22 protein-coding genes, 1 tRNA gene, 1 other RNA gene and 2 pseudogenes are annotated in these 24,260 nt (G+C 58.6%); 24 read left to right on the top strand and 2 right to left on the bottom strand.

Annotated features, from left to right (window positions below; translation table 11 throughout):
• Positions 1–48: 48 nt before the first annotated feature.
• The 12 genes from hisD to JNL86_14935 all read left to right on the top strand — a co-directional run bounded on the left by hisD (position 49) and on the right by JNL86_14935 (position 10,791).
• Complete coding sequence (gene hisD, locus JNL86_14990) at positions 49–1,332, top strand: histidinol dehydrogenase (protein MBL8044215.1); 1,284 nt, start codon at positions 49–51, stop codon at positions 1,330–1,332.
• Positions 1,329–1,934 carry an imidazoleglycerol-phosphate dehydratase HisB gene (gene hisB / locus JNL86_14985; protein ID MBL8044214.1) on the top strand — a complete coding sequence of 202 codons (606 nt, stop codon included), beginning with the start codon at positions 1,329–1,331 and terminating at the stop codon, positions 1,932–1,934. Before hisD ends, hisB begins: the two co-directional genes overlap by 4 nt.
• Before the next feature lie 75 nt (positions 1,935–2,009).
• The gene (gene hisH / locus JNL86_14980; GenBank protein ID MBL8044213.1) at positions 2,010–2,618 is read left to right on the top strand and encodes an imidazole glycerol phosphate synthase subunit HisH; all 609 of its coding nucleotides are present in this window, start codon (positions 2,010–2,012) and stop codon (positions 2,616–2,618) included.
• Positions 2,615–3,349, top strand: coding sequence for a hypothetical protein (locus JNL86_14975; GenBank protein ID MBL8044212.1), 735 nt, complete (start codon positions 2,615–2,617; stop codon positions 3,347–3,349). The genes hisH and JNL86_14975 overlap by 4 nt, the downstream gene beginning before the upstream one ends.
• A gap of 22 nt (positions 3,350–3,371) precedes the next feature.
• Positions 3,372–4,097, top strand: coding sequence for a 1-(5-phosphoribosyl)-5-[(5-phosphoribosylamino)methylideneamino]imidazole-4-carboxamide isomerase (gene hisA / locus JNL86_14970; GenBank protein MBL8044211.1), 726 nt, complete (start codon positions 3,372–3,374; stop codon positions 4,095–4,097).
• A 63-nt stretch (positions 4,098–4,160) separates the two neighbouring features.
• Positions 4,161–4,949: an imidazole glycerol phosphate synthase subunit HisF gene (hisF, locus tag JNL86_14965; protein MBL8044210.1), complete on the top strand. Its 789-nt coding sequence runs from the start codon at positions 4,161–4,163 to the stop codon at positions 4,947–4,949.
• A gap of 17 nt (positions 4,950–4,966) precedes the next feature.
• A complete protein-coding gene (locus JNL86_14960) occupies positions 4,967–5,629 on the top strand; it encodes a bifunctional phosphoribosyl-AMP cyclohydrolase/phosphoribosyl-ATP diphosphatase HisIE (GenBank protein MBL8044209.1) in 663 nt (220 codons plus the stop codon).
• A complete protein-coding gene (locus JNL86_14955; GenBank protein MBL8044208.1) occupies positions 5,622–5,966 on the top strand; it encodes a histidine triad nucleotide-binding protein in 345 nt (114 codons plus the stop codon). The genes JNL86_14960 and JNL86_14955 overlap by 8 nt, the downstream gene beginning before the upstream one ends.
• Before the next feature lie 131 nt (positions 5,967–6,097).
• Positions 6,098–7,942: a DNA primase gene (locus JNL86_14950; protein ID MBL8044207.1), complete on the top strand. Its 1,845-nt coding sequence runs from the start codon at positions 6,098–6,100 to the stop codon at positions 7,940–7,942.
• 2 nt (positions 7,943–7,944) lie between these two features.
• The gene (rpoD, locus tag JNL86_14945) at positions 7,945–9,750 is read left to right on the top strand and encodes an RNA polymerase sigma factor RpoD (GenBank protein MBL8044206.1); all 1,806 of its coding nucleotides are present in this window, start codon (positions 7,945–7,947) and stop codon (positions 9,748–9,750) included.
• 111 nt (positions 9,751–9,861) lie between these two features.
• Positions 9,862–9,938 (top strand) — tRNA-Ile (locus tag JNL86_14940).
• A gap of 76 nt (positions 9,939–10,014) precedes the next feature.
• Positions 10,015–10,791 carry a hypothetical protein gene (locus JNL86_14935; protein ID MBL8044205.1) on the top strand — a complete coding sequence of 259 codons (777 nt, stop codon included), beginning with the start codon at positions 10,015–10,017 and terminating at the stop codon, positions 10,789–10,791.
• A 98-nt stretch (positions 10,792–10,889) separates the two neighbouring features.
• Here the strand turns inward: JNL86_14935 and rnhC are convergent, their stop codons facing one another.
• Complete coding sequence (gene rnhC / locus JNL86_14930) at positions 10,890–11,549, bottom strand: ribonuclease HIII (protein ID MBL8044204.1); 660 nt, start codon at positions 11,547–11,549, stop codon at positions 10,890–10,892.
• 160 nt (positions 11,550–11,709) lie between these two features.
• On the opposite strand from rnhC, the pseudogene JNL86_14925 reads away from it, so the two are divergent.
• A pseudogene (locus tag JNL86_14925) lies at positions 11,710–12,525 on the top strand (M48 family metallopeptidase).
• Between the two features lie 59 nt (positions 12,526–12,584).
• Positions 12,585–13,008, top strand: an RNA gene (gene rnpB, locus JNL86_14920) — RNase P RNA component class A.
• A 9-nt stretch (positions 13,009–13,017) separates the two neighbouring features.
• Here rnpB and JNL86_14915 read toward each other — a convergent pair.
• Positions 13,018–13,242: pseudogene (locus tag JNL86_14915) on the bottom strand (glutaredoxin family protein).
• A 260-nt stretch (positions 13,243–13,502) separates the two neighbouring features.
• Here JNL86_14915 and ilvB point away from each other — a divergent pair.
• The 10 genes from ilvB (at position 13,503) to JNL86_14865 (ending at position 24,260) form a co-directional block, all read left to right on the top strand.
• Positions 13,503–15,281 (top strand): biosynthetic-type acetolactate synthase large subunit, encoded by a 1,779-nt coding sequence (gene ilvB, locus JNL86_14910; protein MBL8044203.1) that lies wholly within the window; start codon positions 13,503–13,505, stop codon positions 15,279–15,281.
• A gap of 107 nt (positions 15,282–15,388) precedes the next feature.
• Entirely contained in the window at positions 15,389–15,907 is a 519-nt protein-coding gene (gene ilvN, locus JNL86_14905; protein ID MBL8044202.1) for an acetolactate synthase small subunit, read from the top strand.
• Positions 15,908–15,973: 66 nt separating this feature from the next.
• On the top strand, positions 15,974–16,987 hold the full coding sequence (ilvC, locus tag JNL86_14900) for a ketol-acid reductoisomerase (GenBank protein MBL8044201.1): 1,014 nt from the start codon (positions 15,974–15,976) through the stop codon (positions 16,985–16,987).
• A gap of 49 nt (positions 16,988–17,036) precedes the next feature.
• Positions 17,037–17,687 carry a phosphatidylserine decarboxylase family protein gene (locus JNL86_14895; protein MBL8044200.1) on the top strand — a complete coding sequence of 217 codons (651 nt, stop codon included), beginning with the start codon at positions 17,037–17,039 and terminating at the stop codon, positions 17,685–17,687.
• 11 nt (positions 17,688–17,698) lie between these two features.
• Positions 17,699–18,484 carry a CDP-diacylglycerol--serine O-phosphatidyltransferase gene (gene pssA, locus JNL86_14890; protein ID MBL8044199.1) on the top strand — a complete coding sequence of 262 codons (786 nt, stop codon included), beginning with the start codon at positions 17,699–17,701 and terminating at the stop codon, positions 18,482–18,484.
• A gap of 418 nt (positions 18,485–18,902) precedes the next feature.
• Entirely contained in the window at positions 18,903–20,450 is a 1,548-nt protein-coding gene (locus JNL86_14885) for a 2-isopropylmalate synthase (GenBank protein MBL8044198.1), read from the top strand.
• Between the two features lie 99 nt (positions 20,451–20,549).
• Entirely contained in the window at positions 20,550–20,912 is a 363-nt protein-coding gene (locus JNL86_14880; protein ID MBL8044197.1) for a cupin domain-containing protein, read from the top strand.
• A gap of 18 nt (positions 20,913–20,930) precedes the next feature.
• Positions 20,931–22,007: a 3-isopropylmalate dehydrogenase gene (gene leuB, locus JNL86_14875; protein MBL8044196.1), complete on the top strand. Its 1,077-nt coding sequence runs from the start codon at positions 20,931–20,933 to the stop codon at positions 22,005–22,007.
• A 5-nt stretch (positions 22,008–22,012) separates the two neighbouring features.
• Complete coding sequence (locus tag JNL86_14870) at positions 22,013–23,230, top strand: hypothetical protein (GenBank protein MBL8044195.1); 1,218 nt, start codon at positions 22,013–22,015, stop codon at positions 23,228–23,230.
• A 10-nt stretch (positions 23,231–23,240) separates the two neighbouring features.
• Positions 23,241–24,260, top strand: a complete 1,020-nt coding sequence (locus JNL86_14865; GenBank protein ID MBL8044194.1) for an aspartate-semialdehyde dehydrogenase — start codon at positions 23,241–23,243, stop codon at positions 24,258–24,260.

Below are 24,260 nucleotides of genomic sequence, written 5' to 3'. Positions count from 1 at the left end.
TGAGGACGAGCCGCCATCAAGATTGTATGGGGCGGCAGGACGGAAGTCATGACCATTTACGCGAGTACCGACCGAGGGTTTGCCGCCGCGTTGCGGAAAATCGCGACCCGTTCGCGGTCGCAGGGGGCTACGGTCGAAAAAAGCGTCCGCACGATTCTCCAGGCTGTTGAGCGTGGTGGGGATCGAGCGGTCCTGCGCTATACCAAGAAGTTCGACCGGCTCGCCTTGAAGGTGGACCAAGTTCGCGTCACGCCCGAAGAAGTCAAGGACGCGTATTACCACATTCGCAAGGATGAGGGAGATTCGCTCCGATATGCGGCGGAACGGGTCCGTCAGTTCCACGAACGCCAGCGCACCAAGACCTGGATGTATCAGGAACAGAACGCGACGCTCGGCCAGACAGTCACGCCGCTCGATGCCGTTGGCGTGTACGTCCCGGGTGGTAAGGCGGTGTATCCCTCGTCGGTGCTCATGTGCGCTATCCCTGCGAAAGTGGCCGGTGTTCGGCGTATCGTCATGTGTACGCCGACTCCGAAAGGGGAGATCAACCCCTATTTGTTGGTCGCGGCGGATATTGCCGGCGTCGACGAAATTTATCGAGTCGGTGGGGTGCAGGCCATCGGTGCCATGGCATTCGGGACGAAGACGATTGCCAAAGTCGATAAAATTGTCGGCCCCGGCAATATGTATGTCGCCACCGCCAAACGTTTGCTGTACGGCACCGTGGGCATCGATATGGTGGCCGGACCGAGCGAGTTGTTGGTCGTGGCCGATGATGACGCAAAACCGGCGCATGTGGCGGCCGACTTGCTCTGTGAAGCCGAACATGACGAGGATGCGCAGGTGTACCTTGTGACGACGTCGGCATCCTTGGCCAAAGAAGTGGTGCGGTTGATCCAGGTGCAACTGAAGGGGCTGCAGCGGGAGAAAATCGCCGCGAAGTCGATTGCGCGGCATTTTGCCGCGCTTGTTGTTCCCACAATGGACGAGGCCATCGAGGTTGCAAACCAGATTGCACCCGAGCATCTCACCCTGTCCGTTGATCGGCCCTTCGATTATCTGGAGCAGGTTCGCCACGCCGGCGCGTTGTTTTTAGGCCGCTACACGCCGCCTGCCGTGGCGGACTATGTGGCCGGCCCTAACCATGTGTTGCCAACCGGAGCGACGGCCCGCTTCTTTTCTCCGCTCTCCGTCAACGACTATGTGAAGGTCAGCAACATTGTGCATTACACGAAAGAAGAGTTGACGAAAGCCAAGGATCACATCGTCCGACTGGCGCATATCGAAGGCTTCGATGCGCATGCCAAATCAGCCCAAAGCAGGTTCTCATGAAAAAGACCGATGCCCCGAGACACGCTGCACTTCATCGTGCCACGAAGGAGACCGATATCCGCGTCGAGTGGGTGCTGGACGGGAGCGGACGCGGCCAGATCGACACCTCCATCCGGTTCTTCGATCATATGTTGGAACTGTTAGCCAAACATGGGTTCTTCGATCTCACGATTCAGGCCAAAGGCGATATCGACATCGACGAGCACCATACGGTGGAAGACGTCGGTATCACGATGGGTAAGGCGTTGCATCAAGCCCTGGGCGAGAAGGCAGGGATCAAGCGATTCGGGTGGGCCTCGGTGCCGCTGGATGAAACACTTGCGCAGGTCACGGTCGATCTCAGCGGGCGGCCATACCTGGTGTATAACGTCACGCTGCCCGATCGAAAAATCAAAACGTTCGACCTGGGCCTGTTTGAGGATTTTTTTCAGGCGTTCGTGACCCACGGGGGGCTCAATCTTCACGTCAATCTTCAGTATGGGCGCAATCCCCATCACATCATGGAAGCCATCTTCAAGGCGTTGGCGCGGGCGTTGGATCAGGCCACCATGGTGGAAGAGCGATTGTCGGGGACGGTCCTCTCGACCAAGGGCAGTCTCTAGCCGGCTCAGGGGGCCGGCCAGGGTCCCACCATCGCGTGGTGTTCAGGGCTTCATCGGACCTCGTCGAAAGCAATCATGATCGCCATCATTGATTACGGCATGGGTAATTTACGGAGCGTCTCCAAGGCCTTCGAGTCTGTGGGGCATCAGGCCGTCGTGACGCGCGATCCCCGCGCCATTGCGAATGCCAGCCATGTCGTATTGCCCGGCGTGGGGGCGTTCGGCGATTGCATGGCGAATCTCGAACGGTATGAGTTAATCCCGCCCATTCAGTCGGCGATTCAGTCCGGAAAGCCCTTTCTGGGCATTTGCCTGGGGCTACAGTTGCTTTTCACGGAGAGCGAAGAGTTTGGGATCCACAAGGGCCTTGGCCTCATTCCTGGCCGCGTCAAAAAGTTTTCGTTGGATCCGTCGCTGAAGGTTCCGCATATGGGGTGGAATGAAATTCAGGTTGTGCGGCCTGCTCCTCCGTTGGCTGGAATCGCGCCAGGGAGCTATTGCTACTTCGTACACTCCTACTACGTTGAACCGGCGGATCCGACGGTCATTGCAACCATGACTGAGTATGGAAAACCGTTTGCTTCGGCGGTCTGGAAAGATAATGTGGTGGCCTGCCAGTTTCATCCTGAAAAAAGCCAAGCGGTTGGCCTGCAGGTAATCAAGAATTTTGGGGCTTGGACGTGAGCCCCTTGGTGGTTCGCTGTCTGCCGGCCTTGCTGGTGGTTCTGCTGATGACCGGTTGCAGTGGGACAAAGGTGACGAGTAAGGCTTCTGCCCAAGCAGAAAAATACCCTGTCCGTACGATCGTACTCATTCCGTTTGCCACCATGGCGACGCCGCAGATCGTTGATGCCAGCGGCCCGGCCTTTCCCGTGCCTTCCGGAGCGCGACGCTCCGATATGTCTGTGAGCGGGGCCCCGACGACCGATCAATACGTGTGGCGGACACAGGTGGTCCCGCCGGCCGCCGGTGAAAAAATCACCGAATTGTTGTGGGCAAAGTTGAAAGCCAAGCCAGGGCTGCGCGTGCTCTCACCGAATGAGGCCAGGGTTGCGGCGCGAGACCTTGCGGGTGGGGGGACGACTGAGCCGCTGTCCGCGCATAAAATCGCTCAGCGGCTCGGTGCCGATGCGGCGTTGAGCGGCAAGGTGTTGGTCTATCAAGAACGCGTCGGGAGCCGTCTCGGAGCGGATCCGCCCGCAGCGGTGGGATTCGAGGTGAAGCTCGTGGCTTCGGACGGTATGGTGCTGTGGGAAGGCAATTATTACGAAAAGCAGCGGCCCATGACCGAAGATTTTGTCGGGTTCATTCAACGATCCGGAGTGTTCGTCACTGCGGATGAGTTGGCGGCCTATGGAGCCGCCGAATTGGCCGACGTCTTTCCCTACGGTGGCACAGGGGGCGGCGCGCACTAGCTGATTTATGACAGGTGTATGCATGCGTGTGATTCCGGCGATTGATCTGAAAGACGGCCGCTGTGTGCGGTTACGACAGGGTGATATGGCTGCTGAAACCGTGTATTCGGAGGACGTGCCCTCCGTCGCGCGCCGTTGGCAGGAGCAGGGGGCCGATCTCATTCACGTCGTCGACCTGAACGGTGCGGTCGATGGTGAACCGAAGAATCTTCCGCAGATCGAAGCGGTGATGAAGACCGTGAGTGTGAAGGTGCAAGTCGGCGGTGGGATCAGGACCATCGAAACGGTGAGGAAATATCTCCAGGCGGGAGTGGCCAGAGTCGTGCTTGGAACGGCAGCTCTCACGGATCGGGAATTTCTGGCTCAGGCCTGTCGTGAGTTTCCCCGTCGGATTCTCTTGGGGCTGGATGCGCGGGACGGCAAGGTGGCGGTCAAGGGATGGACCACGGTTTCGGAGACCAGGGCGATCGATTTGCTCACGGAGCTGGCGGTCCATGAATTGGGTGCCGTCATCTATACGGACATTGCTCGAGACGGCATGCTGAATGGGCCGAATCTGGTTGCGTTGCGGGAGGTGGTGGAGCGTTCCTCATGGCCTGTCATCGCTTCAGGCGGCATCACGCGGGTGGAGGACTTGCAGGCCGTGCAGGCGCTTGGTCCGCGTGTCGAGGGGGCCATTGTCGGGAAGGCCCTGTATGACGGCAAGTTGGACTATCGCGCCGCCCTGAGCGTTCTCGGTCGGGCCTAACGGAAGCACGGTGGGAAGCGTGCGGCGAGCGTTCGCCCCACGTCCCCTATCTGAAGGATCAGGATGTTGACTAAACGCATCATTCCCTGCCTGGACGTTAAGGATGGTCGGGTCGTCAAAGGCGTCAGCTTTGTCAATTTGCGCGACGCCGGGGATCCCGTGGAAGTGGCGGCCATTTACGACCGTGAAGGCGCGGATGAATTGTGCTTCCTGGATATCACCGCGTCGCACGAAAACCGTAAAACCATTATTGATGTGGTTGAACAGACGGCGGCCAGGGTATTCATGCCGGTCACGGTGGGCGGCGGCGTGCGCACGCTCGATGATATCCGCGCGTTGCTCAATGCCGGGGCCGACAAAGTCAGCATCAACACGACGGCCGTTCAGCAGCCGGAGTTTGTTCGTGAAGCTGCGCAACGGTTCGGCACCCAGTGCATCGTCGTGGCCATCGATGCCAAGCGGCAGGAAGCCGGCGGACAGTGGCAGGTCTATACACATGGTGGGCGGAAGGCGACCGGATTGGATGCGGTGGAGTGGGCCCAGCGCATGGAAGGCTATGGGGCTGGGGAAATCCTTCTGACCAGCATGGATCAGGACGGTCGGCAGAATGGCTATGACTTGGCGCTGACGGCTGCCGTGTCGGCGCGTCTCTCGATTCCGGTGATCGCGTCCGGAGGGGTGGGTACCCTCGAGCATTTATATGATGGGCTCGTGAAGGGAAAGGCTGATGCGGTGCTCGCCGCCTCGATTTTCCACTATCGGACGCATACGATTCAGCAAGCGAAGACCTATTTGCGTGAGCGTGGGGTGCCGGTTCGGCTGGAGGCCATACTGCAGGAGCAGACGCGATGACGAAGGACGGGCGGGAGCTGACGTTTGACGGACAGGGATTGCTTCCTGCCGTGATTCAAGACTGGCTCGACGGGACGGTCTTGATGGTTGGGTACATGAACCAGGAGGCCATCACCAAGACACTCGAGACCAGGTCCGTCCACTTTTGGAGTCGCTCACGCCGAATACTGTGGCGGAAGGGAGAGTCGTCCGGTCATGTTCTTCGGGTGAAGGACCTGTTTGTCGATTGCGATCGTGACACGATTCTCGTGAAGGCAGAACCGGTTGGGCCCACCTGTCATACCGGCGAGCGCGCCTGTTTTTTTTCCAGAATGACGGAGCAGGGGCAGGCTGGCGAGGAGAAGACGCAGGATGCCGGCGGCGGCATTCTGGAGCGTCTGTACCAGACGGTCTTGCAGCGGAAAGCCCATCCTCAGCCGGATTCATACGTCTCGAAACTGTTGCAGGGCGGAGCTGACCGGATTCTGAAAAAGGTGGCTGAAGAGGCCGGGGAAGTAATCATTGCCGCCAAGAACCGGAAGCGAGAGGAGATCATCTACGAAACCGCCGATCTGCTGTTTCACACGCTGCTGGTGCTCGGATACCACGACGTGACGCTCGGCGAGGTGTATCGTGAGTTAGGCGACCGGTTTGGGAAGTCCGGGATTCGTCCGGAATCGGGAGGGAAGGCCGGTGGATAACTGCATTTTTTGTCGCATTGTGGCGGGGACCATTCCGGCCAACATTGTCTTCCAGGATGAGCAGGTGCTGGCGTTCGAGGACATCAACGGTCAGGCCCCTGTCCACATCCTGGTGATTCCTAAACGACATGTGGCAGCCGTTCAGAATTGCGGGGACGGGGATCAGGCGTTGCTGGGACAGCTCCTGTTGACCTGCGCGGAGGTGGCGCGGGCTCGAAAATTGAATGGCTCCGGATACCGTATCGTCACGAACACGGGGGCGGATAGTGGGCAGACCGTGTTTCATCTCCACCTGCATGTGCTCGGCGGCAGGCCCATGGCGTGGCCCCCGGGGTGAGCGGTTCGCCAACTCGATTGACACTTGTGCGGACCGTTTGTTAGGTTGAACGGTCAACTTTCAATCGCGTCGAAGGCATCCCACCGGGTATCCGACCGGTCGGATCCCTGCGGGCACTAGCGAGGACCGCCGTGGGCCAAGGCCTGATTTCGGACGACGTCATTAACCAAATCAGAGACCGAGTGGACATTGCGGAGATCGTGGGCCAACATGTGGCACTGACGCGGGCCGGGCAGAATCTCAAAGGCCTCTGTCCGTTCCATCAAGAGAAATCTCCCTCCTTCACCGTCAGTTCCTCGCGACAGATCTTTCATTGTTTCGGCTGCGGGGCCGGAGGCAATGTCTATACATTTCTCATGAAATTGACCGGAGCGGCCTTCCCCGAAATTGTGCGGGATCTGGGGCGGAAAGTTGGCGTGGATGTTCCGGAGTCGAGCGGGGGATATTCTACTGAGGCGCGCGCGCAACTGGGCCGACTGGAGCGTTTAAACGCCGCAGCGGGAGCCTGGTATCAGCGTATGTTGACCGAGGGCGAGGCGGGAGCTCAAGCGCGCGCTTATCTCGAAAGTCGTGGCATTCAGAGCAGTACGTGTACCCAGTTTAGAATTGGCTATGCCCCGCCCGAATGGGATGGATTGACCAAGGCCATGCTCAAAGAAGGGTTCACCGCTGCGGATCTTGTGGCCGCCGGCCTCTCCATTCCGCGTGATCAAGGCGGTTTGCAGAAGGCAGGGGCGTCCGGGCATTATGATCGATTCCGCTCTCGCGTGATGTTCCCGATCGTCGATTTGCGCAAGCGGATTGTGGCATTCGGCGGGCGTGTTCTTGGAGAAGGCACGCCGAAATATTTGAACTCGCCCGAGACGCCGTTATTCAAGAAGGGGCACACGTTGTTCGCCCTGGAGGCGGCTCGCGATGCGGCAGGGCAGCAGCAGACGCTGATCATCGTCGAAGGGTATTTCGATGCAGTCGCGCTGCATCAAGCCGGGATCCGCCATGTGGCGGCTACGCTAGGCACCGCCTTGACCGCTGAGCATATTGCGGTGATCCGACGGTTCGCGTCGAATGTCGTGCTGCTGTTCGATCCGGATCAGGCGGGGGTGAGAGCCGCTCTGCGGACCTTGGATTTGTTCGTCAACAGCGGCCTCAGTGTGAAGGTCGTGTCGCTGCCGGAAGGCGACGATCCTGATACCTATGTCCGACAGTATGGCGCCGAGGGCTTTGCGGCATTGCATCGCGCGGCACCCAGTCTGCTGGATTTTGCGGTGGAGCACAGTCTGCGCACGGCGGAAGCGGGCACGGTCGAAGATCGGATTCGAGCTGTCGATGCGGTGTTGCGCATTCTCCAGAAAAGTGCGCATCCCATCGAGCGGGAAGAGCGAATTCGTCTGGTGGCCGAACGATTGGGGCTGAGTCAGCAACGACTGATCGATCGGTATCCCGCCTTGGCGGCTCAGGATCAGCGAAGTCCCGAACGGGAGCGGAAGGCTCCTGCCCCGGCCGGACCCTCGAAGTTGAAAGGGAATCCCGAGGAGCGTGATTTGGCTCACTTGCTCGTGCAGGGCAATTTATCGGCTCAAGATCTGGGACGATTATCGCCGGAGGCGTTTTCGGTGCCGGTCTATCGTCGGTTGATTCAGTGCGCCATGCAGCATCTTGGGCAAGATGGGCGGGTGTCGGTGCGGGATTTGCTGGACGCGCTCATTCACGATGAGGAGTGCGGCACGCTGATGTCTGAACTGTCGATGCTGGAGCAACATTATGATGATGTCCCGGCGCATATCGCCGGGTGTTTGGAAACGCTGGAGCGACGAGGCCGGGAACGAACCTTGGGGGCCTTGATTCAGGAGTTGAAAGCCGCGGAACGCGAGCGGCGGGACGATGATGTGCATCGCCTGAACAGATTGATTAACGATATGCGGATTCGGAAGGCCGGCTTGACGCCGGTTGCGCTGACGTCTGCGGTGAAGGAGTAGGTATGCCGAAACAAGAATTACTCGGCGAGGTGAAGAAGCTCATTAATCTCGGCAAAGAGAAGGGCTTTCTCACGTACGACGATCTCAACAGCACACTGCCGGCAGATGTCGTTTCGTCCGACCAGTTCAGTACCATCATGACCATGTTCGGCGAGATGGACATCGAAATTGTGGAGTCCGCTGAAACTGAACGCACTCCGAAGGCCGCGGACAGCGACGACACCATCGAGGAAAGCGAAGAGGCGGATGCGTCGGAGGAGAACGAGAAAGAGATCGACCTCACCCCTGGGGCGCTCAGCCGTACCGACGACCCGGTCCGGCTCTACCTGAAAGAGATGGGCAGCGTGGCGCTGCTGAGCCGCGAGGGCGAGATCGAGATCGCCAAGCGTATTGAAGAGGGCAAGAAAGATATCGCAACCGTCGTCTACGGCTTGCCGATGACCCTGGAATTCGTCCTCAATCTGCGCGACCAACTCAAGAACGGCAAGATCGATGTGCGGGAGATTGTGCCGGTCGTTGAGACGGAAGAAGACTTTGAGGAAGAGGCCGTCGAAAAGGATTATGAGGAGCTGCGGGTCAAGACCCTGGATTCCTTGAACGCGGTTCGTAAAGTGTCGGCCTCGCTGAAGGACTTGTACGACAAGGCCCGTCACGTCGGTGCCGATCCCGAGAAGCAGAAGAAGCTCCGCAAGCAGATCGACACCGTTCGCGGACAGGTCGTGGACAAGATGGAATCCGTCAACCTGCATGGCGTCCTGAAAGATCGGATGACGCAGCGGGTCCGCGACCTCAATCTGCTGTTCCGCCAGGCAGAGCGCGAGGTGACGAGTTGCCAGCGCCGGTTGGGCGTCGGTGGTGAAGCGGGGGCTGAGTTGCTCCGCAAATTGTGTCGCACGCACAAAGATCTGTTGGCCGTCAAACGGAGAACCAGCCTGTCCGAAGAGGTGCTGCAAGACATCAAGAAGCACTATCAGGCGGCGAAAGGTCGAGTCCGCCAGTTGGAAGAGGAAGAGGCGCTGGTCTCTTCCGAGGAGATCAAGGATGCGGTCAAGCATCTGGACGTGGCGGAAGAAAAGGTCAAGCGCGGGAAGGCAGAGCTGGTGGAGGCGAATCTGCGTTTGGTCGTGAGTATCGCGAAAAAATACACGAATCGCGGGTTGCAGTTCCTGGATTTGATTCAAGAAGGCAATATCGGCTTGATGAAGGCGGTCGACAAGTTTGAATACAAGCGTGGCTACAAGTTCAGCACCTATGCGACCTGGTGGATTCGGCAGGCGATTACTCGCGCGATTGCCGACCAGGCACGAACCATCCGGATTCCGGTGCATATGATCGAGACGATCAACAAGCTGATTCGGACCTCCCGGCATCTGGTGCAAAAGCTTGGACGCGAACCGACGCCGGAAGAGATCGCGGAGCGGATGGATTTGCCGCTGGATAAGGTGCGGAAGATTCTGAAAATCGCCCGTGAGCCGATTTCCCTCGAAACTCCGATCGGCGAAGAAGAAGACAGCCATCTCGGCGACTTTATCGAGGACAAGAAAGCCGTCTCGCCGTTGGAAGCCGCCATTCGGTATGATTTGCAGCGCCAAATCAACGGCGCATTGGAAACGCTCACCCCTCGGGAAGAGAAGGTCCTGCGCAAGCGATTTGGTATCGGCGAAGCCACCGATCATACGCTGGAGGAAGTGGGGCAGGATTTTGAAGTGACGCGTGAGCGTATCCGGCAGATTGAGGCAAAAGCCCTGCGGAAGCTCAGGCATCCGAGCCGAAGTAAAAAGTTGCGCAGTTTTGTAGAAAGTCTCTAGCGCCGAGTCCCGGGCCTTGTTTGACTCTACGCGAGTGGCAGCCTAAAATCATGCCGCTCGAGCCAAGGTGCCATGAAGCGAACTGAGGTTCGTGGAGTGGCCGGCAGGGTTGGGCCCATAGCTCAGGTGGTTAGAGCGGCTGACTCATAATCAGCTGGTCCTAGGTTCAAGTCCTAGTGGGCCCACCAGCCTGAGCATTCCCCGATCGTTTCGGCGCGAGGAGCGCCAGCGCGGCGCCGTCCTCAGCGATTCAGAAGGAGTCCGTTGAATCTACAGCTTTCCCCCCTCATTGAACTACAGAAGCTTGATCTTCGTATCGCCGATTTGAAAGAACAGCGGCGAAGAATTCCCGAACGGCTGGAGGTGAGCGAGGCTCCGGTGCGCGACGTGAAACGAGTCTTGCAGGACGCCTCGACGTCCTTCGACGCTGTGAACAAGGAACGACGCAGCCACGAGAAGGACCTGGAGGCGCACGAAGACCGGATCGGCAAAATGAAAGACCGCGCCGCTCAATTGAAGACGAATCAGGAGTACCAGGCGCATCTCTTCGAAGTGGAGCTGGCCAATAAGAAGCGAGGTGAGTTCGAGGAGAAGATCCTGCTGGCCATGGAGCAGATCGAACAGACTCAGCGGACCATCACCGCGGCCCAGGCACAGCTGAAAGAATCGGAAGCGCTTTTCGTGAAAGAGAAGGCAGTGTGGGGCGAGAAGGATCGTGTGCTTGCGGCCGAGCTCGCCGAGTTGGAGAAGAAGCAGGCACAATTGTCCGGGCAGGTCGAAAAAGGGCTGTTCGCGCGATACAGCAAATTGAAGGCTATGCGCAAGGAGCCGGCCCTGGTATTGGTCAAAGACGGCATTTGCGTCGGCTGCCGGTTGCAGCTGCCTCCACAGCTGATCTCCCAAGTTAAACGGGGGGACGATGTGCACGCGTGCCCGTATTGCTATCGAATGTTGTATTGGGAAGGTGAGCCCGGCCTTGTGGAGAAGTCGGCCGTGCCGCATGACCAGGCCAAAGATCTCGAGGTCGGAGAGTCAGTCTAGCTGACGACGACTTCCCCCACCGTGACACCCGCAGCGTTCAATCGTTTCATGCCGCGATCCATGAGCCTCTCGCGTTTCTTCATCCGCTGTGCGGGGCATTAGCCCTCGGCCAGTACCTGTTGCGTCGTCTTGAAGTGCAGTTTGGCGACGGTTCCCAATCGGTCCCGTCCGTGTTTCTTTACGACCATGCGTCCGGCCAACGCTACTGCTGCTGAGGCGCCCTTCGGCAAGGTGGTATGCACCTCCTGGGAGAGTCGCTGAAGTCGCAGCAGAAAGTCCGCCCGGGCAAGAATGGACGCCGCTGCGACCGCGAGATCGGACTCCGCTTTTGTCCGTTGCACCAACCGAATCTGTTTCCCTTTCTCTTGTAGCGCTGCGAGAATCAACCGTTCATCCCCGAATTGATCCGCAATCGCAAGGTCGCAGTCGACCTGCTGCAGCAAATTTTCCAACGCTCGCGCGTGGCCCCAAGCTAAGAGTCGATTGAGGTTGTTGATCTTGGCGTAGAGCTCGTTGTAGCGCTGTGGCCCGATGGCGACGATGCTGTGCGGACAAAGCAGTCGGATGTCCGGCGCCATTTCCAGAATCCGTCCATCCGTAATTTTTTTACTGTCGCGTACCTGCATGAGGGCCAGGTCCTGTTCCGATGCCGGGGTGACGAAGACGGCGGCAATCACCAGCGGGCCGAAGTAGTCGCCCTTGCCGGATTCGTCGATGCCGATGCGATTTAGAGAGGAGAGTGTGGTAGTGCCAGGCACTCGGTGAAACTCCCAGTGGAAACGGGTAGGGCGGCGCGGTAATCTAGCAGAGCTTACAAATCGGGTCAATTTGCGGAGGCGTGTGATGGCGCATGAATGGAATGGGAATACTCGGCGGCAATTCAGAGCATTCTCACGGGGACCATGGCTGCTGTTCGGTATCCTGACCCTGTTGATCACAACAGGCTGTCAAACCAATCCCTACACCGGCCGGTGGCAGTTGATGATGATGCCAATGTCGCAAGAAGTGCAGATGGGCGCGCAGGCCTACGCCGACGTCAAGAGCGATCCCAAGATGAAGCCGTCGACCGACCCGCGAGAGATCGAACCGGTCAAACGGGTGGCAGCGAGAGTGATCGAGGCCGCTAAACGATCTAAATACAGCGAGATGGCGAATCAGTTTGAATGGGAAGTGACCATCATCAAGGATGACAAGACGATGAACGCGTTTGCGTTGCCGGGCGGAAAGATCGCCGTGTATACCGGAATTTTCCCGGTGGCCAAGACGGAAGCAGGTCTCGCGGCCGTCATGGGCCATGAAGTCGTGCATGCGTTGGCCCGTCATGGCGGAGAGCGGATGAGTCAGAATACGCTGGCGCAGACGACTTTACAGGCGATCGGCATCGCGCTCGGGGTCAGCGGCGCCAATCCGGTTCTCTCGCAGGCGGGGATGGCGGCCTTGGGTGTCGGCGCGCAGGTCGGCGTGTTACTCCCGTTCAGCCGGAAGCACGAGTCGGAAGCAGACTATGTGGGCGTCTTGTTGGCGGCAGATGCCGGATATGACCCCCGAGAGGCGATCCAATTGTGGCAGAGAATGGGCGAGCTTTCCGGCGGAAAATCCTCGTCGGAGTTTATGTCCACACACCCGAGTCACGAAACCAGAATTCAACAGCTTGAGGAGTGGATGGGGGAGGCGATGCCGATTTACCAGTCCAAGCCACCAGCGCCCAACCACGAGTTGCCGCCGCTTCATTAGTCGCGACGGGGCGCGGCTTGAATCCCTTCTCACCGGCCCGTATACTTTTCTCGCGCGCTGGGGGGACACGGGTGCTCGCTCGTCGAGCGTGCTCGACGGGAGGAAAGTCCGGACTCCAAGGGCAAGGACGCTGGATAACATCCAGGCGGAGCGATCCGACACCAGCACCACAGAAAACAAACCGCCGATGGCCGGTGTGAGCGACTTCGGTCACTCCATCGGCTCAGGTAAGGGTGAAACGGCGGGGTAAGAGCCCACCGCGGTGATGGCGACATCAACGGCACGGTAAGCGTCGTCCGGAGCAAGACCAAATAGGGGGACGCCCGCGGGCTCGCAAGCGCTCAGCGGAAAGGCCGGCCCGGCCGAGGTCTCCGGGTAGGTTGCTTGAGGCTCGAGGTAACTCGAGTCCCAGAGAAATGATCACCCCCGTGTGAGCGCAAGCTTCACGCGGGACAGAATCCGGCTTATAGGGTTCCTCCAACGCGCTTTTTTAATTGCCTCGCGAAGCTCTCCCCCGGTGACTTTGCCGCAAAGAATTTCCCGATCGTCCAGCAGCACCACAGGGACACGATCACCGTATTGCCGTCGGAGGTGTTCGTCGCTGTCGACATCGATGGTGGCCAGGTGGAAGGCGAGATCCTCCTGCACCTGCGACGCCACGCGGGTCACTACATGGCACAAGTGACAATCGCGGCGGGACATGATCGTGACGCGCATAGGGAATCTCCGGTACCAGCATCAGCACAGCGCGCACGTTCGCATAACACGAGATGGAAGTCGACCCTAGTCTGGTGCGCAGTGCGCTCGCATCCCGGCTCTCTTGACCTCACTTGATGGCTGGTGATACGATCCGCCATCTTACCCATTGATTTTTCAGAAAGATCGTAGCAATCTGTGTCGCAACTGCGCCGCAGTGCGGTATTGGTATTAGTTCAGACGTCACGTCCTTCGCCTCGATGTGCGAAGGGGAGGTTGATATGAAGTTGACAGGGTCTGAAATCCTGATCGAGTGCTTGAAGGCCGAAGGCGTGAAAACGATTTTCGCCTTGCCGGGCGGCGTCGTGTTGAAGATTTTCGACATGCTGCACCAGCAAAAGGACATCGAGGTGGTCTTGACCCGGCACGAACAGGGAGCCGGTCACATGGCGGAAGGGTACGCCAAGGCCACGGGGAAAGCCGGGGTCTGTTTGGTGACATCTGGCCCCGGTATGACCAACGTGATTACCGCCTTGGCCGATGCCTATATGGATTCAGTCCCGCTCGTGTGTATCAGCGGGCAGGTGTCCACGAGCTTGATCGGCAACGACGCATTTCAAGAAGCAGATAACATCGGTTTGAGTCGTCCCTGTACCAAGTACAATTTCTTGGTGAAGGATGTGAACGACCTGGCAACGACGATCAAGGAAGCCTTCTATATTGCGACGACCGGACGACCGGGGCCGGTGCTGGTGGACATCCCGAAAGACGTGTCCATGGCGAAAGCCGAATTCACTTACCCCAGTTCCGTAGCGATCCGCGGCTACAATCCGACGTATGAGGGCAACAAGTGGCAGATCAAGCAGGCCGCTGAAGCCATCATGAAGGCGAAGAAACCGATTCTCTACGTCGGTGGTGGCGTGGTGTTTTCGCAGGCGGCCAAGGAATTGTTGGAATTGGCGGAGATGACGCAGATCCCCGTCGACATGACGCTGATGGGCCTCGGGGCGTTCCCCGGTGAACATCCGTTGTCGATGGGCATGATGGGCATGCACGGAACGTACTGCGCCAATATGGCCGTCCATTATTCTGATCTGGTCATTGCAGTGGGGGCACGTTTCGATGATCGGGTGACGGGAAAGGTGTCGGAATTTTGCCCGTATGCCAAGGTGGTCCACATCGACATCGACCCGACCTCGATCCGGAAGAATATTCATGTCGACATCCCGATCGTGGGGGATTGCAACGCCGTGTTGCGGGAGTTGAACCAGATTCTCCGGGCCACGGTCAACGGGAGTCAGAAAGATCTGCGCAAGCCTTGGTGGGATCAGATCCGCGAATGGCAGCAGGCGCATCCGCTGGCCTATCAGCAAGAATCCGATGGTGCGATCAAGCCGCAGCATGTCGTCAAGCGCTTGTATGAATTGACCAAGGATCGGGATCCGATCGTGGCGACGGACGTGGGCCAGCATCAAATGTGGACCGCCCAGTACTTTAAATTGGCCAGGCCGAATCGTTGGTTGACGTCGGGTGGGTTGGGTACGATGGGTTTCGGTCTGCCGGCAGCAATGGGCGCGCAGGCGGCCTTCAGGGATCGACTGGTCCTCTGCGTGGCCGGCGACGGCAGCATTCAAATGAACATGCAGGAGATGGCGACGGCCGTGGTGTCGAAGTTGCCGGTCAAGGTCATTATTCTGAACAATCGGTTCCACGGCATGGTGCGTCAGTGGCAGGACCTGTTCTATGAAGGTCGGTATGCCTCGAGCTATCTGGAAACGACGCCGGATTTTGTGAAATTGGCTGAAGCCTATGGCGCGGTTGGGTTGCGCGCAAGCAAGGTAGGGGATCTCGACGCTGTCCTGAAGGAAGCCATCAGCACCGAGAAGCCGGTGATCGTGGATGTCCCGACCTATCCGTTCGAGAATTGTTATCCGATGATTCCAGCCGGCGGCTGCAATCATGAAATGATTCTCGAGGATCCGCCTGAGTTGAAGCAGCGCATGGCAGGTGGACCCAGTGCGGGGTCCGACGAAAGCAAAGACACTATCCTTACCGCGTAGGAGAAATGGGCTGCCGGCCGGTGATGCCGTGCCTGATTCGAACCGGGGAGAAGGACTCTCTTCGGTGGAGGCGCAGAGGCTATCGGCTGTGCGCTTGTGGGAATTCCATGGAACACATTATTTCGGTGACCGTAGAAAATAAATTTGGGGTGTTATCCCGCGTGGCCGGTTTGTTCAGCGGTCGTGGGTTCAATATCGAAAGCTTGTCGGTGGCTCCGACTCTCGACCCTTCGATGTCGCAGATGACGATTGTGACGTCAGGGGATGAGCGCATCGTGGAGCAAATCGTCAAGCAGCTCAACAAGCTGATCGATGTGATCAAGGTGGTGGATCTGAACGAGAGCGATTTCGTTTCACGGGAAACGGCGTTGATCAAGGTCCATACGAAGGCAGAGGATCGTGCCGAAGCCCTGCGCATCGCAGATATTTTCCGAGCCAACGTGATCGATTCGACGCCCTCGACGTATACCATCGAGGTCACCGGAGATCCCAAAAAGCTCGAGGCCATCATCAACCTGCTCCAGCCGCTCGGCATCAAGGAGCTGATTCGGACGGGGCGAGTGGCGATTGCGCGTGAGGCGATCCGGCCGGCCGTCAGCCAACCGAAGAAGCTCGCTCGCGAGTAGCGCGTATCCTCTCTTGTGCAGCTGTTGCTTCCATCCATGTGCCCTATGAATATTCAGGAGTGATGTATGAAGATCTATTACGACAAGGACGCCGACTTACAGCTCATCCGCGGAAAGAAAGTGGCCGTGATCGGCTATGGCAGCCAAGGCCATGCGCATTCGCTCAATCTCAAAGAAAGCGGCGCCAGTGTCGTGGTGGGCTTGCGTGAAGGCAGTTCGTGGAAAAAGGCCGAGGCGAGCGGGCTGAAGGTCATGCCGGTGGCTGATGCTGTCAAGGCGTCCGATGTCATCATGATCCTCGCGCCGGATGAAGCGCAGGCGGCGATCTACCGCCAGGATATTGCGCCGAACTTGAAGCCCGGGTCCTATCTGGCATTCGGTCATGGATTCAATATCCACTTCGGGCAGATCGTGCCGCCGGCCGACGTCAATGTCTTCATGGTTGCGCCCAAGGGGCCTGGCCATCTCGTCCGATCCGAGTACACCAAGGGCAGCGGAGTCCCCTGTCTGTTGGCCGTGCATCAGGATCCCAGCGGCAACACTCGCCAAGTCGGCTTGGCCTATGCCAGCGCGGTGGGCGGCGGACGGGCCGGCATCATCGAGACGAATTTCAGAGAAGAGACGGAAACGGATTTATTTGGCGAGCAGGCGGTCTTGTGCGGCGGGTTGACCTCGTTGATCCAGGCTGGGTTCGAGACACTGGTCGAGGCCGGGTACTCGCCGGAAATGGCTTACTTCGAGTGTTTGCACGAAGTGAAGTTGATCGTGGATTTGATTTACCAGGGCGGCATTGCCAACATGCGGTATTCAATCAGCACGACGGCGAAGTACGGCGACATTACCCGTGGCCCGCGCGTGGTGACCGACGAGACCAAGCAGGAAATGAAGAAGATCCTGGGCGAGATTCAGAGCGGCCAGTTTGCCAAGGAATGGGTGCTCGAGAATCAGGCCAACCGGCCGGTCTACAATGCCCTGCTGAAAAAGGGCGAAGGTCATCCGATTGAAGAAGTCGGCGCTCGGCTCCGGTCTATGATGCCGTGGCTGAAGAAAGATCAACTCGTCGATAAGAACAAAAACTAACCCTGTAGCCGGGCTTCTCGTGGTAGCATAAAAGAGGGCCTGGAGGTGTATGGCTGATCGCGCCGTCGGGATTCCGATTGTCAGAGAAGGCTTGCCCTTTGTCGGTGGGCTTGCCGGAGTGACCCTGATCTGTGGGGTGGCGGGATGGACGATTCCTACGGTGGTGGCCGGTGGGTTCCTGCTGTTTACCGGGTGGTTCTTTCGGAACCCCAGCCGCACCATCCCGCAGCAACCCAACGTGGTGGTCTCGTCGGGAGACGGCAAGGTCATTGCGATTGAGGAAGAGTTCGAGCCACGGTATCTGAAGGAAAAAAGCATCCGGGTGACGGTGTTTCTGAACGTGTTTGACGTGCATGTGAACCGGATGCCCTGCGCCGGAACCGTAGAAGGGGTGAGTTATCAGCCCGGGCAGTTTCTGGTGGCGAGTAAGCCGGAGGCGACGCTCCGGAATGAACAGAATGCCGTGATGCTGAAGACCGAATCCGGCGCGAAGGTTCTCTGCGTACAAGTCGCCGGGTTGATCGCCCGCCGGATCGTCTGCTGGGTTGGGCAGGGTGATCGCGTGCAGCGTGGGGAACGATTCGGACTGATCCGGTTTGGTTCGCGGATGGACACGTTCCTTCCGCTGGGTTCCAAGATCTGTGTGTCGATAGGCGAGCGGGTCAAAGGGGGCCAAACCATCATGGGGGAACTCCGATGAAATCACCGACCATGAAACCTCCATTTGCGAAGGGGAACCGGAAGCGGCAGGCCATGTACCTGATTCCCAATCTTTGTACCACCGGGAACCTCTTTTGTGGCGTGTTTGCGATCCTGTCGGTGTTCAACGGACAGCATCTGTCGGCCGCCATTGCTATCCTGGTGGGCATGATCTTCGACATGCTGGACGGAAAGCTGGCGCGCCTGACGAATAGTACCGGGCAGTTTGGTATTGAGTACGACTCGCTGTCCGATGTGGTGTCGTTTGGTGTGGCGCCCGGTGTGTTGATCTATTCCTACGCGCTGAGCGGACAGGGCATGTTTGGTGTGGCGGTGATGTTCGCCTACGTGGCCATGGGTGCCGTCCGGCTCGCTCGCTTCAACGCCACGGTGAGTACGTCCGACAGCAAATACTTCACGGGCCTGGCCATTCCGGCGGCCGCCGGGGTGATCGCCTCGCTGGTGATTTTCGATTTGCACATCACCCAGCTTGGTGCGGAAGTCAAACCGCTGCTCATTTTGGTGATTACGTTTGCCTTGGCGTTTTTGATGGTCAGCACGATCAAGTATCGCAGCTTCAAGGACCTGAAATTCAAGAAGGGCGATCACTTTACGTATCTGGTGTGGGGCATTTTGGCCTTGATGTTGATTGTCGCCTGGCCTCAGGCTATGCTGTTCGTAGCGTTCAGCGGCTATGCTGTGTCGGGGCCGCTCGCACGCCTGTGGACGGTCGTTGCTAAAGGCGCTGGGAAACCGGTGACGAAAGTCGATGGGCCGGTATTAGATTCGAGAGAGTAGTCTGGGCGCTGACGAGGAGTAGTAGGGAGAAGCAACCGAACTGAGAGAGCTGGTGGACGGTGCGAACCAGCCGGTAGCCTCCTGAACTCGCCTCCGAGCCGGACTTGTGAAGCCTCGACGACGGGGTGGTAATAAGTCCCGAATGATCCGCGTCACGGATTCAATGAGGGTGCCGGGTGAAGATGCTCTTCATCCGACGCTGAATCAGGGTGGTACCACGAAGCTCGCAAGGCCTTCGTCCCTGTCCCGGGGCGGAGGCTTTTTTTATTGTTCGCATGCTGAAACAGGTTTCCAATGTTGTTCTCGGCTCGAAAACATCCTCAACGTACCCGAGAGGGTACGCCGCCGGTGTTTTCTTCGCCTGCGGCCGTGTTGGAACACCCGCTTGAGCATGCTGGAGCTTAGGAGGAGGTAGGCCATGACGCGGATGATCAGAATATTCGATACGACGTTACGGGACGGCGAGCAATCGCCGGGGGCGAGCATGAACGTCGAAGAGAAGCTTATGATCGCCAAGCAGCTGGCGCGCCTCGGCGTGGATATCATCGAGGCTGGGTTTGCGTATAGTTCGCCGGGAGACTTCGAGGCGGTGCGGCGGATCGCCTTGGAGGTCGAGGGGCCGGTGGTCTGCAGCCTTGCGCGGGCTCGTCCGGAAGACATTACACGAGCCTCGGAAGCCTTGAAAGGAGCGCCCAAGGTCCGTATCCATACCTTTCTCTCCACGTCGGATATCCATTTGAAGCATCAGTTCCGCATGACGCGTGAGGAGGCAAAAAAGCGGGCGGTGGAAATGGTGCAATTGGCGCGCACCTACGTGGATGACGTCGAGTTTTCTCCCATGGACGCCAGCCGGTCTGATCCAGCCTATCTCTGTGAAGTGATCGAGGCGGTGATTGCGGCGGGTGCCGGAACGATCAATATTCCCGATACGGTGGGGTATGCCGTGCCGCAAGAGTTCGGCGGCCTCATCAAGCGAATTAAAGACACAGTATCGAACAGCGGCCAGGCGGTCATCTCTGTTCATTGTCATAACGATTTGGGCATGGCGGTGGCGAATAGCCTGGCGGCAGTCGTGGCAGGAGCCGGGCAGGTCGAGTGCACCATCAATGGCATCGGCGAACGAGCCGGCAATACCTCGCTGGAAGAAATTGTGATGGGGCTCCGGACCCGTAAGGATTGGTATGGGGCCGACACCAAGGTCGTGACGGAGGAAATCGCCAAGACCAGCCGGTTAGTGAGCAAGATCACCGGCATGGTCATTCAGCCGAACAAGGCTATCGTCGGAGCCAATGCGTTTGCCCATACCTCGGGCATCCATCAGGACGGATTGCTCAAGGATAAGAACACCTATGAGATCATGCGACCGGAGTCTGTCGGGTTGGAGCAGGTCAAGTTGGTGATGGGCAAACTGTCCGGACGCCATGCGTTCCGTCAACGCTTGGAGGAGTTGGGCTATAAGCTGAGCGAAGAAGAGGTCAACCACGCATTTGAGCGGTTTAAGCGGTTGGCGGACCAGAAGCGGGAGATCTACGAAGAAGACCTCGAGGTCATCATCTCCGAAGAAGTGGCCAAGATGTCCGAGCGCGTAGTCTTGAAGTCGTTTCATGTCGAAAGCGGAACGAATAAGACGCCGAGAGCCACGGTCGAACTGGAGATCGATGGAAAGCTGGTCTCTCACAGCGGCACAGGCGACGGACCGGTGGATGCGGTCTACCGGACGATTGCCGCCATGACCCAGACGAAAAGCACACTGCTGATGTTCGGGGTGAATGCCATCACCGGCGGGACAGATGCGCAAGGGGAAGTCTCGGTGCGTCTCGAAGAAGATGGCCGGACGGTGTCGGGCCATGGCGCCGATACGGACATCATTACCGCAGCGGCGAGAGCCTATCTCAATGCGCTCAACAAGTTGGCCTATTTTGCGGCGAAGCAGGCGGAAGGGGTTCAGAAGGTCAGCTTGATTTGATCCCAACCAGCAAGGTAGATTCCTCCGTTCGGTCGGTACGGGTGTACCGATCGGACGGGGCGACCTCAGCTTGTGCACCAGACAGCATCAAGGAACCGTATGTTCGGCACGCATCTGAAGCACTGCCCTGAATTTTTAGCCGGCGATCATACGCGGTTGCGGGAGTTGTTGCACCCGGCCAAGGCCGACCTGAAATTGGGTTATAGCCTGGCCCATGGACTGCTCGATCCGGGGAAACAGTCGCTCTGGCATCGGTTGACGTCCTCGGAGGTGTATTACTTCATCATCGGCCGCGGCGTGATGAAGGTGAATGAGGAGTCCATGCCGGTGGAGGCCGGATCCGTGGTCTACGTGCCGCCCGGTGCCAAACAGTCTCTGCTGAATACCGGGACGAGCGCAATCGAATTTCTCTGCCTCGTCGATCCCGCATGGAAGGTGGAGGACGAGGCGATCGTTGAATAGCCGAGAGGAGAGCGCGACGTGAAAGCGAGAATTGCAGTCCTAGCTGGTGATGGAGTCGGCCGCGAGATTGTTCCGGAAGCGGTCAAGGTGTTGAAGGCCGTAGCAGCGCGGTATGGGCATACGTTCGAGTTTCAGGCGGCCGATGTGGGAGGCCACGCCATCGACAAGGTCGGGGTGCCCCTTCCGGCAGAGACCCTCACGATTGCCAAGCAAAGCGATGCGGTGTTACTCGGCGCCGTCGGCGGCCCGAAATGGGAAGGGCTGGACTATAGCCTTCGCCCCGAGCGGGCCTTGCTCGGCTTGCGAGAGCAACTGGGGCTGTATGCGAATTTGCGTCCGGCAAAACTGTATCCCATGCTGGCTGATGCCTCCACGTTGCGCCGCGACGTCATCGAGGGGATCGACATGCTGGTGATTCGTGAACTCACCGGCGGCATCTATTTTGGTAAGCCGAAGGGGATTGAACCGTTGCCTGGTGGCGGCGAACGCGGGATCAATACCGAAGTCTATACGACCGAAGAGATTCGCCGGATCGCCGTGGTGGCGTTTGACGCGGCGCGCAAGCGTCGCAAGAAGGTGATGTCGGTCGACAAGGCGAACGTCCTGGAGTCGTCCGAGCTGTGGCGACGGGTGGTGACCGAGGTCCAAAAAGGCTACCCCGATGTGGCCTTGAGCCATATTTACGTCGACAACTGTGCGATGCAGTTGGTACGGAATCCGCGGCAGTTCGATGTGCTGCTCTGCAATAACATCTTCGGTGATATTTTGAGCGACGAGGCCGCCATGCTGACCGGATCAATCGGTATGCTGCCCTCCGCCAGTGTCGGCGCCAAGGTCGGGCTTTTTGAGCCGATTCATGGCAGTGCGCCGGATATCGCCGGGAAGAACATTGCCAACCCGATTGCGACGATTGCTTCTGCCGCCATGATGTTGTCGTACGCGTTTCAATTGGAGAAGGAAGCGGCGGCCATTGAGCAGGCAATCGTCAAGACCCTTGAACTGGGATTCCGCACCAAAGATATTCACGCAGAAGGCATGCGGTTGGTCGGAACCACGGAAATGGGTGATGCCATCCTGCAGAACCTTCCCGCATAAGTTCTATGACAACGGGTGCAGCACAATCTGGAATCATCATTGAAACCGTGGCGGGGGACGGCGAGCCAGGGTATGCCGGTGACGGTGGGCTCGCTGTTGCGGCATCCTTGAATGAGCCGAAGGGGTTGTGCGTAGATGCGCAGGGGAACCTGTACATCGCGGATTCCGAGAATCACGTGGTTCGGCGGGTTGATCGTGGGACCGGGCTGATCACGACCGTCGCGGGAAGCGAGCCTGCCGGGAAGGCAGGCCCGGTGCCGCCCCCGGAGCCGACGGTGGTGCAGCCCGCAGAGGATGACGATCCCTTTGCCGATAGTTCCGATGACAAAACGAAGGCCTATACCCAGGTAACGGATTTAAGTGGCACCGTCCGCTATGTGACCGGTGGGCGATTGACCGTCGAGCAGGACTCGGGAGATGGCGGTCCTGCACGTCGTGCCCGTCTCAATTTTCCCAGTGCTGTAGCCGTTGATCGTGCGGGCAATCTGTATATTGCAGACACGATGAACCATCGGATCAGGAAGGTCGATGCCACGACGGGCATTATCAGTCATGTGGCCGGGACCGGGCAGGCGCGTTATTCCGGCGACGGTGGGCCGGCGGCTCAGGCCGCGATCAATGAGCCGACCGGGTTAGCCGTCAACGACGAGTCGCTCTACATTGCCGATCAAAGCAACAATCGCGTCCGCCGGGTGGATCTGGCCACCGGTGTGATCAGCACCGTGGCTGGAGACGGCACGGCCGCGTACAGCGGTGATCAGGTGCCTGCCACAGAGGCCAGTTTGGCCGGACCCAGCGGCGTCGCGTTGGGCGCTGATGGCGTGCTGTATATCGCGGATACCTTCAATAGCCGAATCCGATCGGTCGATCCGACAACGGGTCAGATCACGACGGTGGCGGGAGACGGGAGCCCCTATCGATACCAGGGGCCGGAAGAGCCGCACTCGGCGAGCATTTCTCGTCCGGCGGCCATTGCAGCCGGTGGCGACGGTAGGGTGTACATGACGGATTCTGACAGTCACTTGATCCGGGTATGGGACGGGCGCGCGAAGACGATTACGCGCTTGTCTGGAACCGGTGTCGCGCAGTACGGCGGCGACGGCGGCGAGGCATTGGCAGGCAGTCTCAGTTATCCATTCGGCGTAGCGGTCGATGCGTCCGGGACCGTGTATGTGGCGGATACGTTCAACCACCGCATCCGGGTTCTGACGGCATCGGCATAAGGACAGCATGATGTTGAAGAAGAAACAGGCCTATACGGTGGCGGTGTTGGGGGCGACCGGAGCGGTTGGGAAAGAAAGTCTTGAGATTCTGGAAGAACGCAATTTCCCGATCGAGACGCTGCGGCTCTTTTCGTCCAAGCGGTCAGCCGGCGAGGTACTCACATGTCAGGGGAAAGAGTACAAGGTGGAAGAACTGACGGAGGCGTCATCCTTTGCCGGCGTCGACATCGTCTTTATTTCCGCCACCGATGCCATCAGCCGTGAGTATGGTGCACGTTTGGGCGCGGCGGGTGTGGTCGTGATCGATGACAGTGCGGTTTTCCGGATGGATCCGAATGTCCCGCTCGTGGTGCCGGAGGTCAATGCTGCAGCGTTGCGGTCCATGACGCGCGGGATTGTGGCTATTCCGAATTGCACGACGACGCCGCTGGTGATGGCGCTGAAGCCGCTTCGCGATGTGGCGGGGATCAAACGCGTCGTCGTCACCACCTTTCAGTCGGTGTCCGGCACTGGATCGGCCGCCATGGATGAATTGGTGGACCAGACAAAGGCACTGATCTCCTTTCAGGATGTAAAAGTACAGGTCTATCCCTATCAAATTGCGTTCAACCTCCTCCCTCAGGTGGGATCGTTCGGCGACGGCGGCGACTGCTCGGAAGAGGTGAAGATCGTGCAGGAGACCAGAAAAATCCTCGAGATGCCGTTGTTGCGGGTCACGGCGACCACGGTGCGTGTGCCGGTCTTGCGCTGTCATTCCGAGGCGATCAACGTGGAACTTGAGCGTCCGCTTCAGGCCAATGACGCCCGGGCGGCCATCGCTGAGATGCCCGGGGTGATTGTCTATGATGATCCAGTCAAGAAACTCTACCCGATGCCGTTTGACGTATCCGGCAAGGATGAGGTCTATGTGGGGCGGGTTCGCGTCGACGAGTCGATCACCAACGGGTTGAATCTGTGGGTCGTCAGTGACAACCTGCGGAAGGGCGCTGCCCTCAACGCCGTTCAAATCGCCGAATGTTTGATACAATGA

It is taken from the genome of Nitrospira sp. (assembly GCA_016788885.1).
Lineage (GTDB): Bacteria > Nitrospirota > Nitrospiria > Nitrospirales > Nitrospiraceae > Nitrospira_A.
Note: the sequence above shows the minus strand (reverse complement) of the source record. Positions and strands in the feature narration are given on the sequence as shown.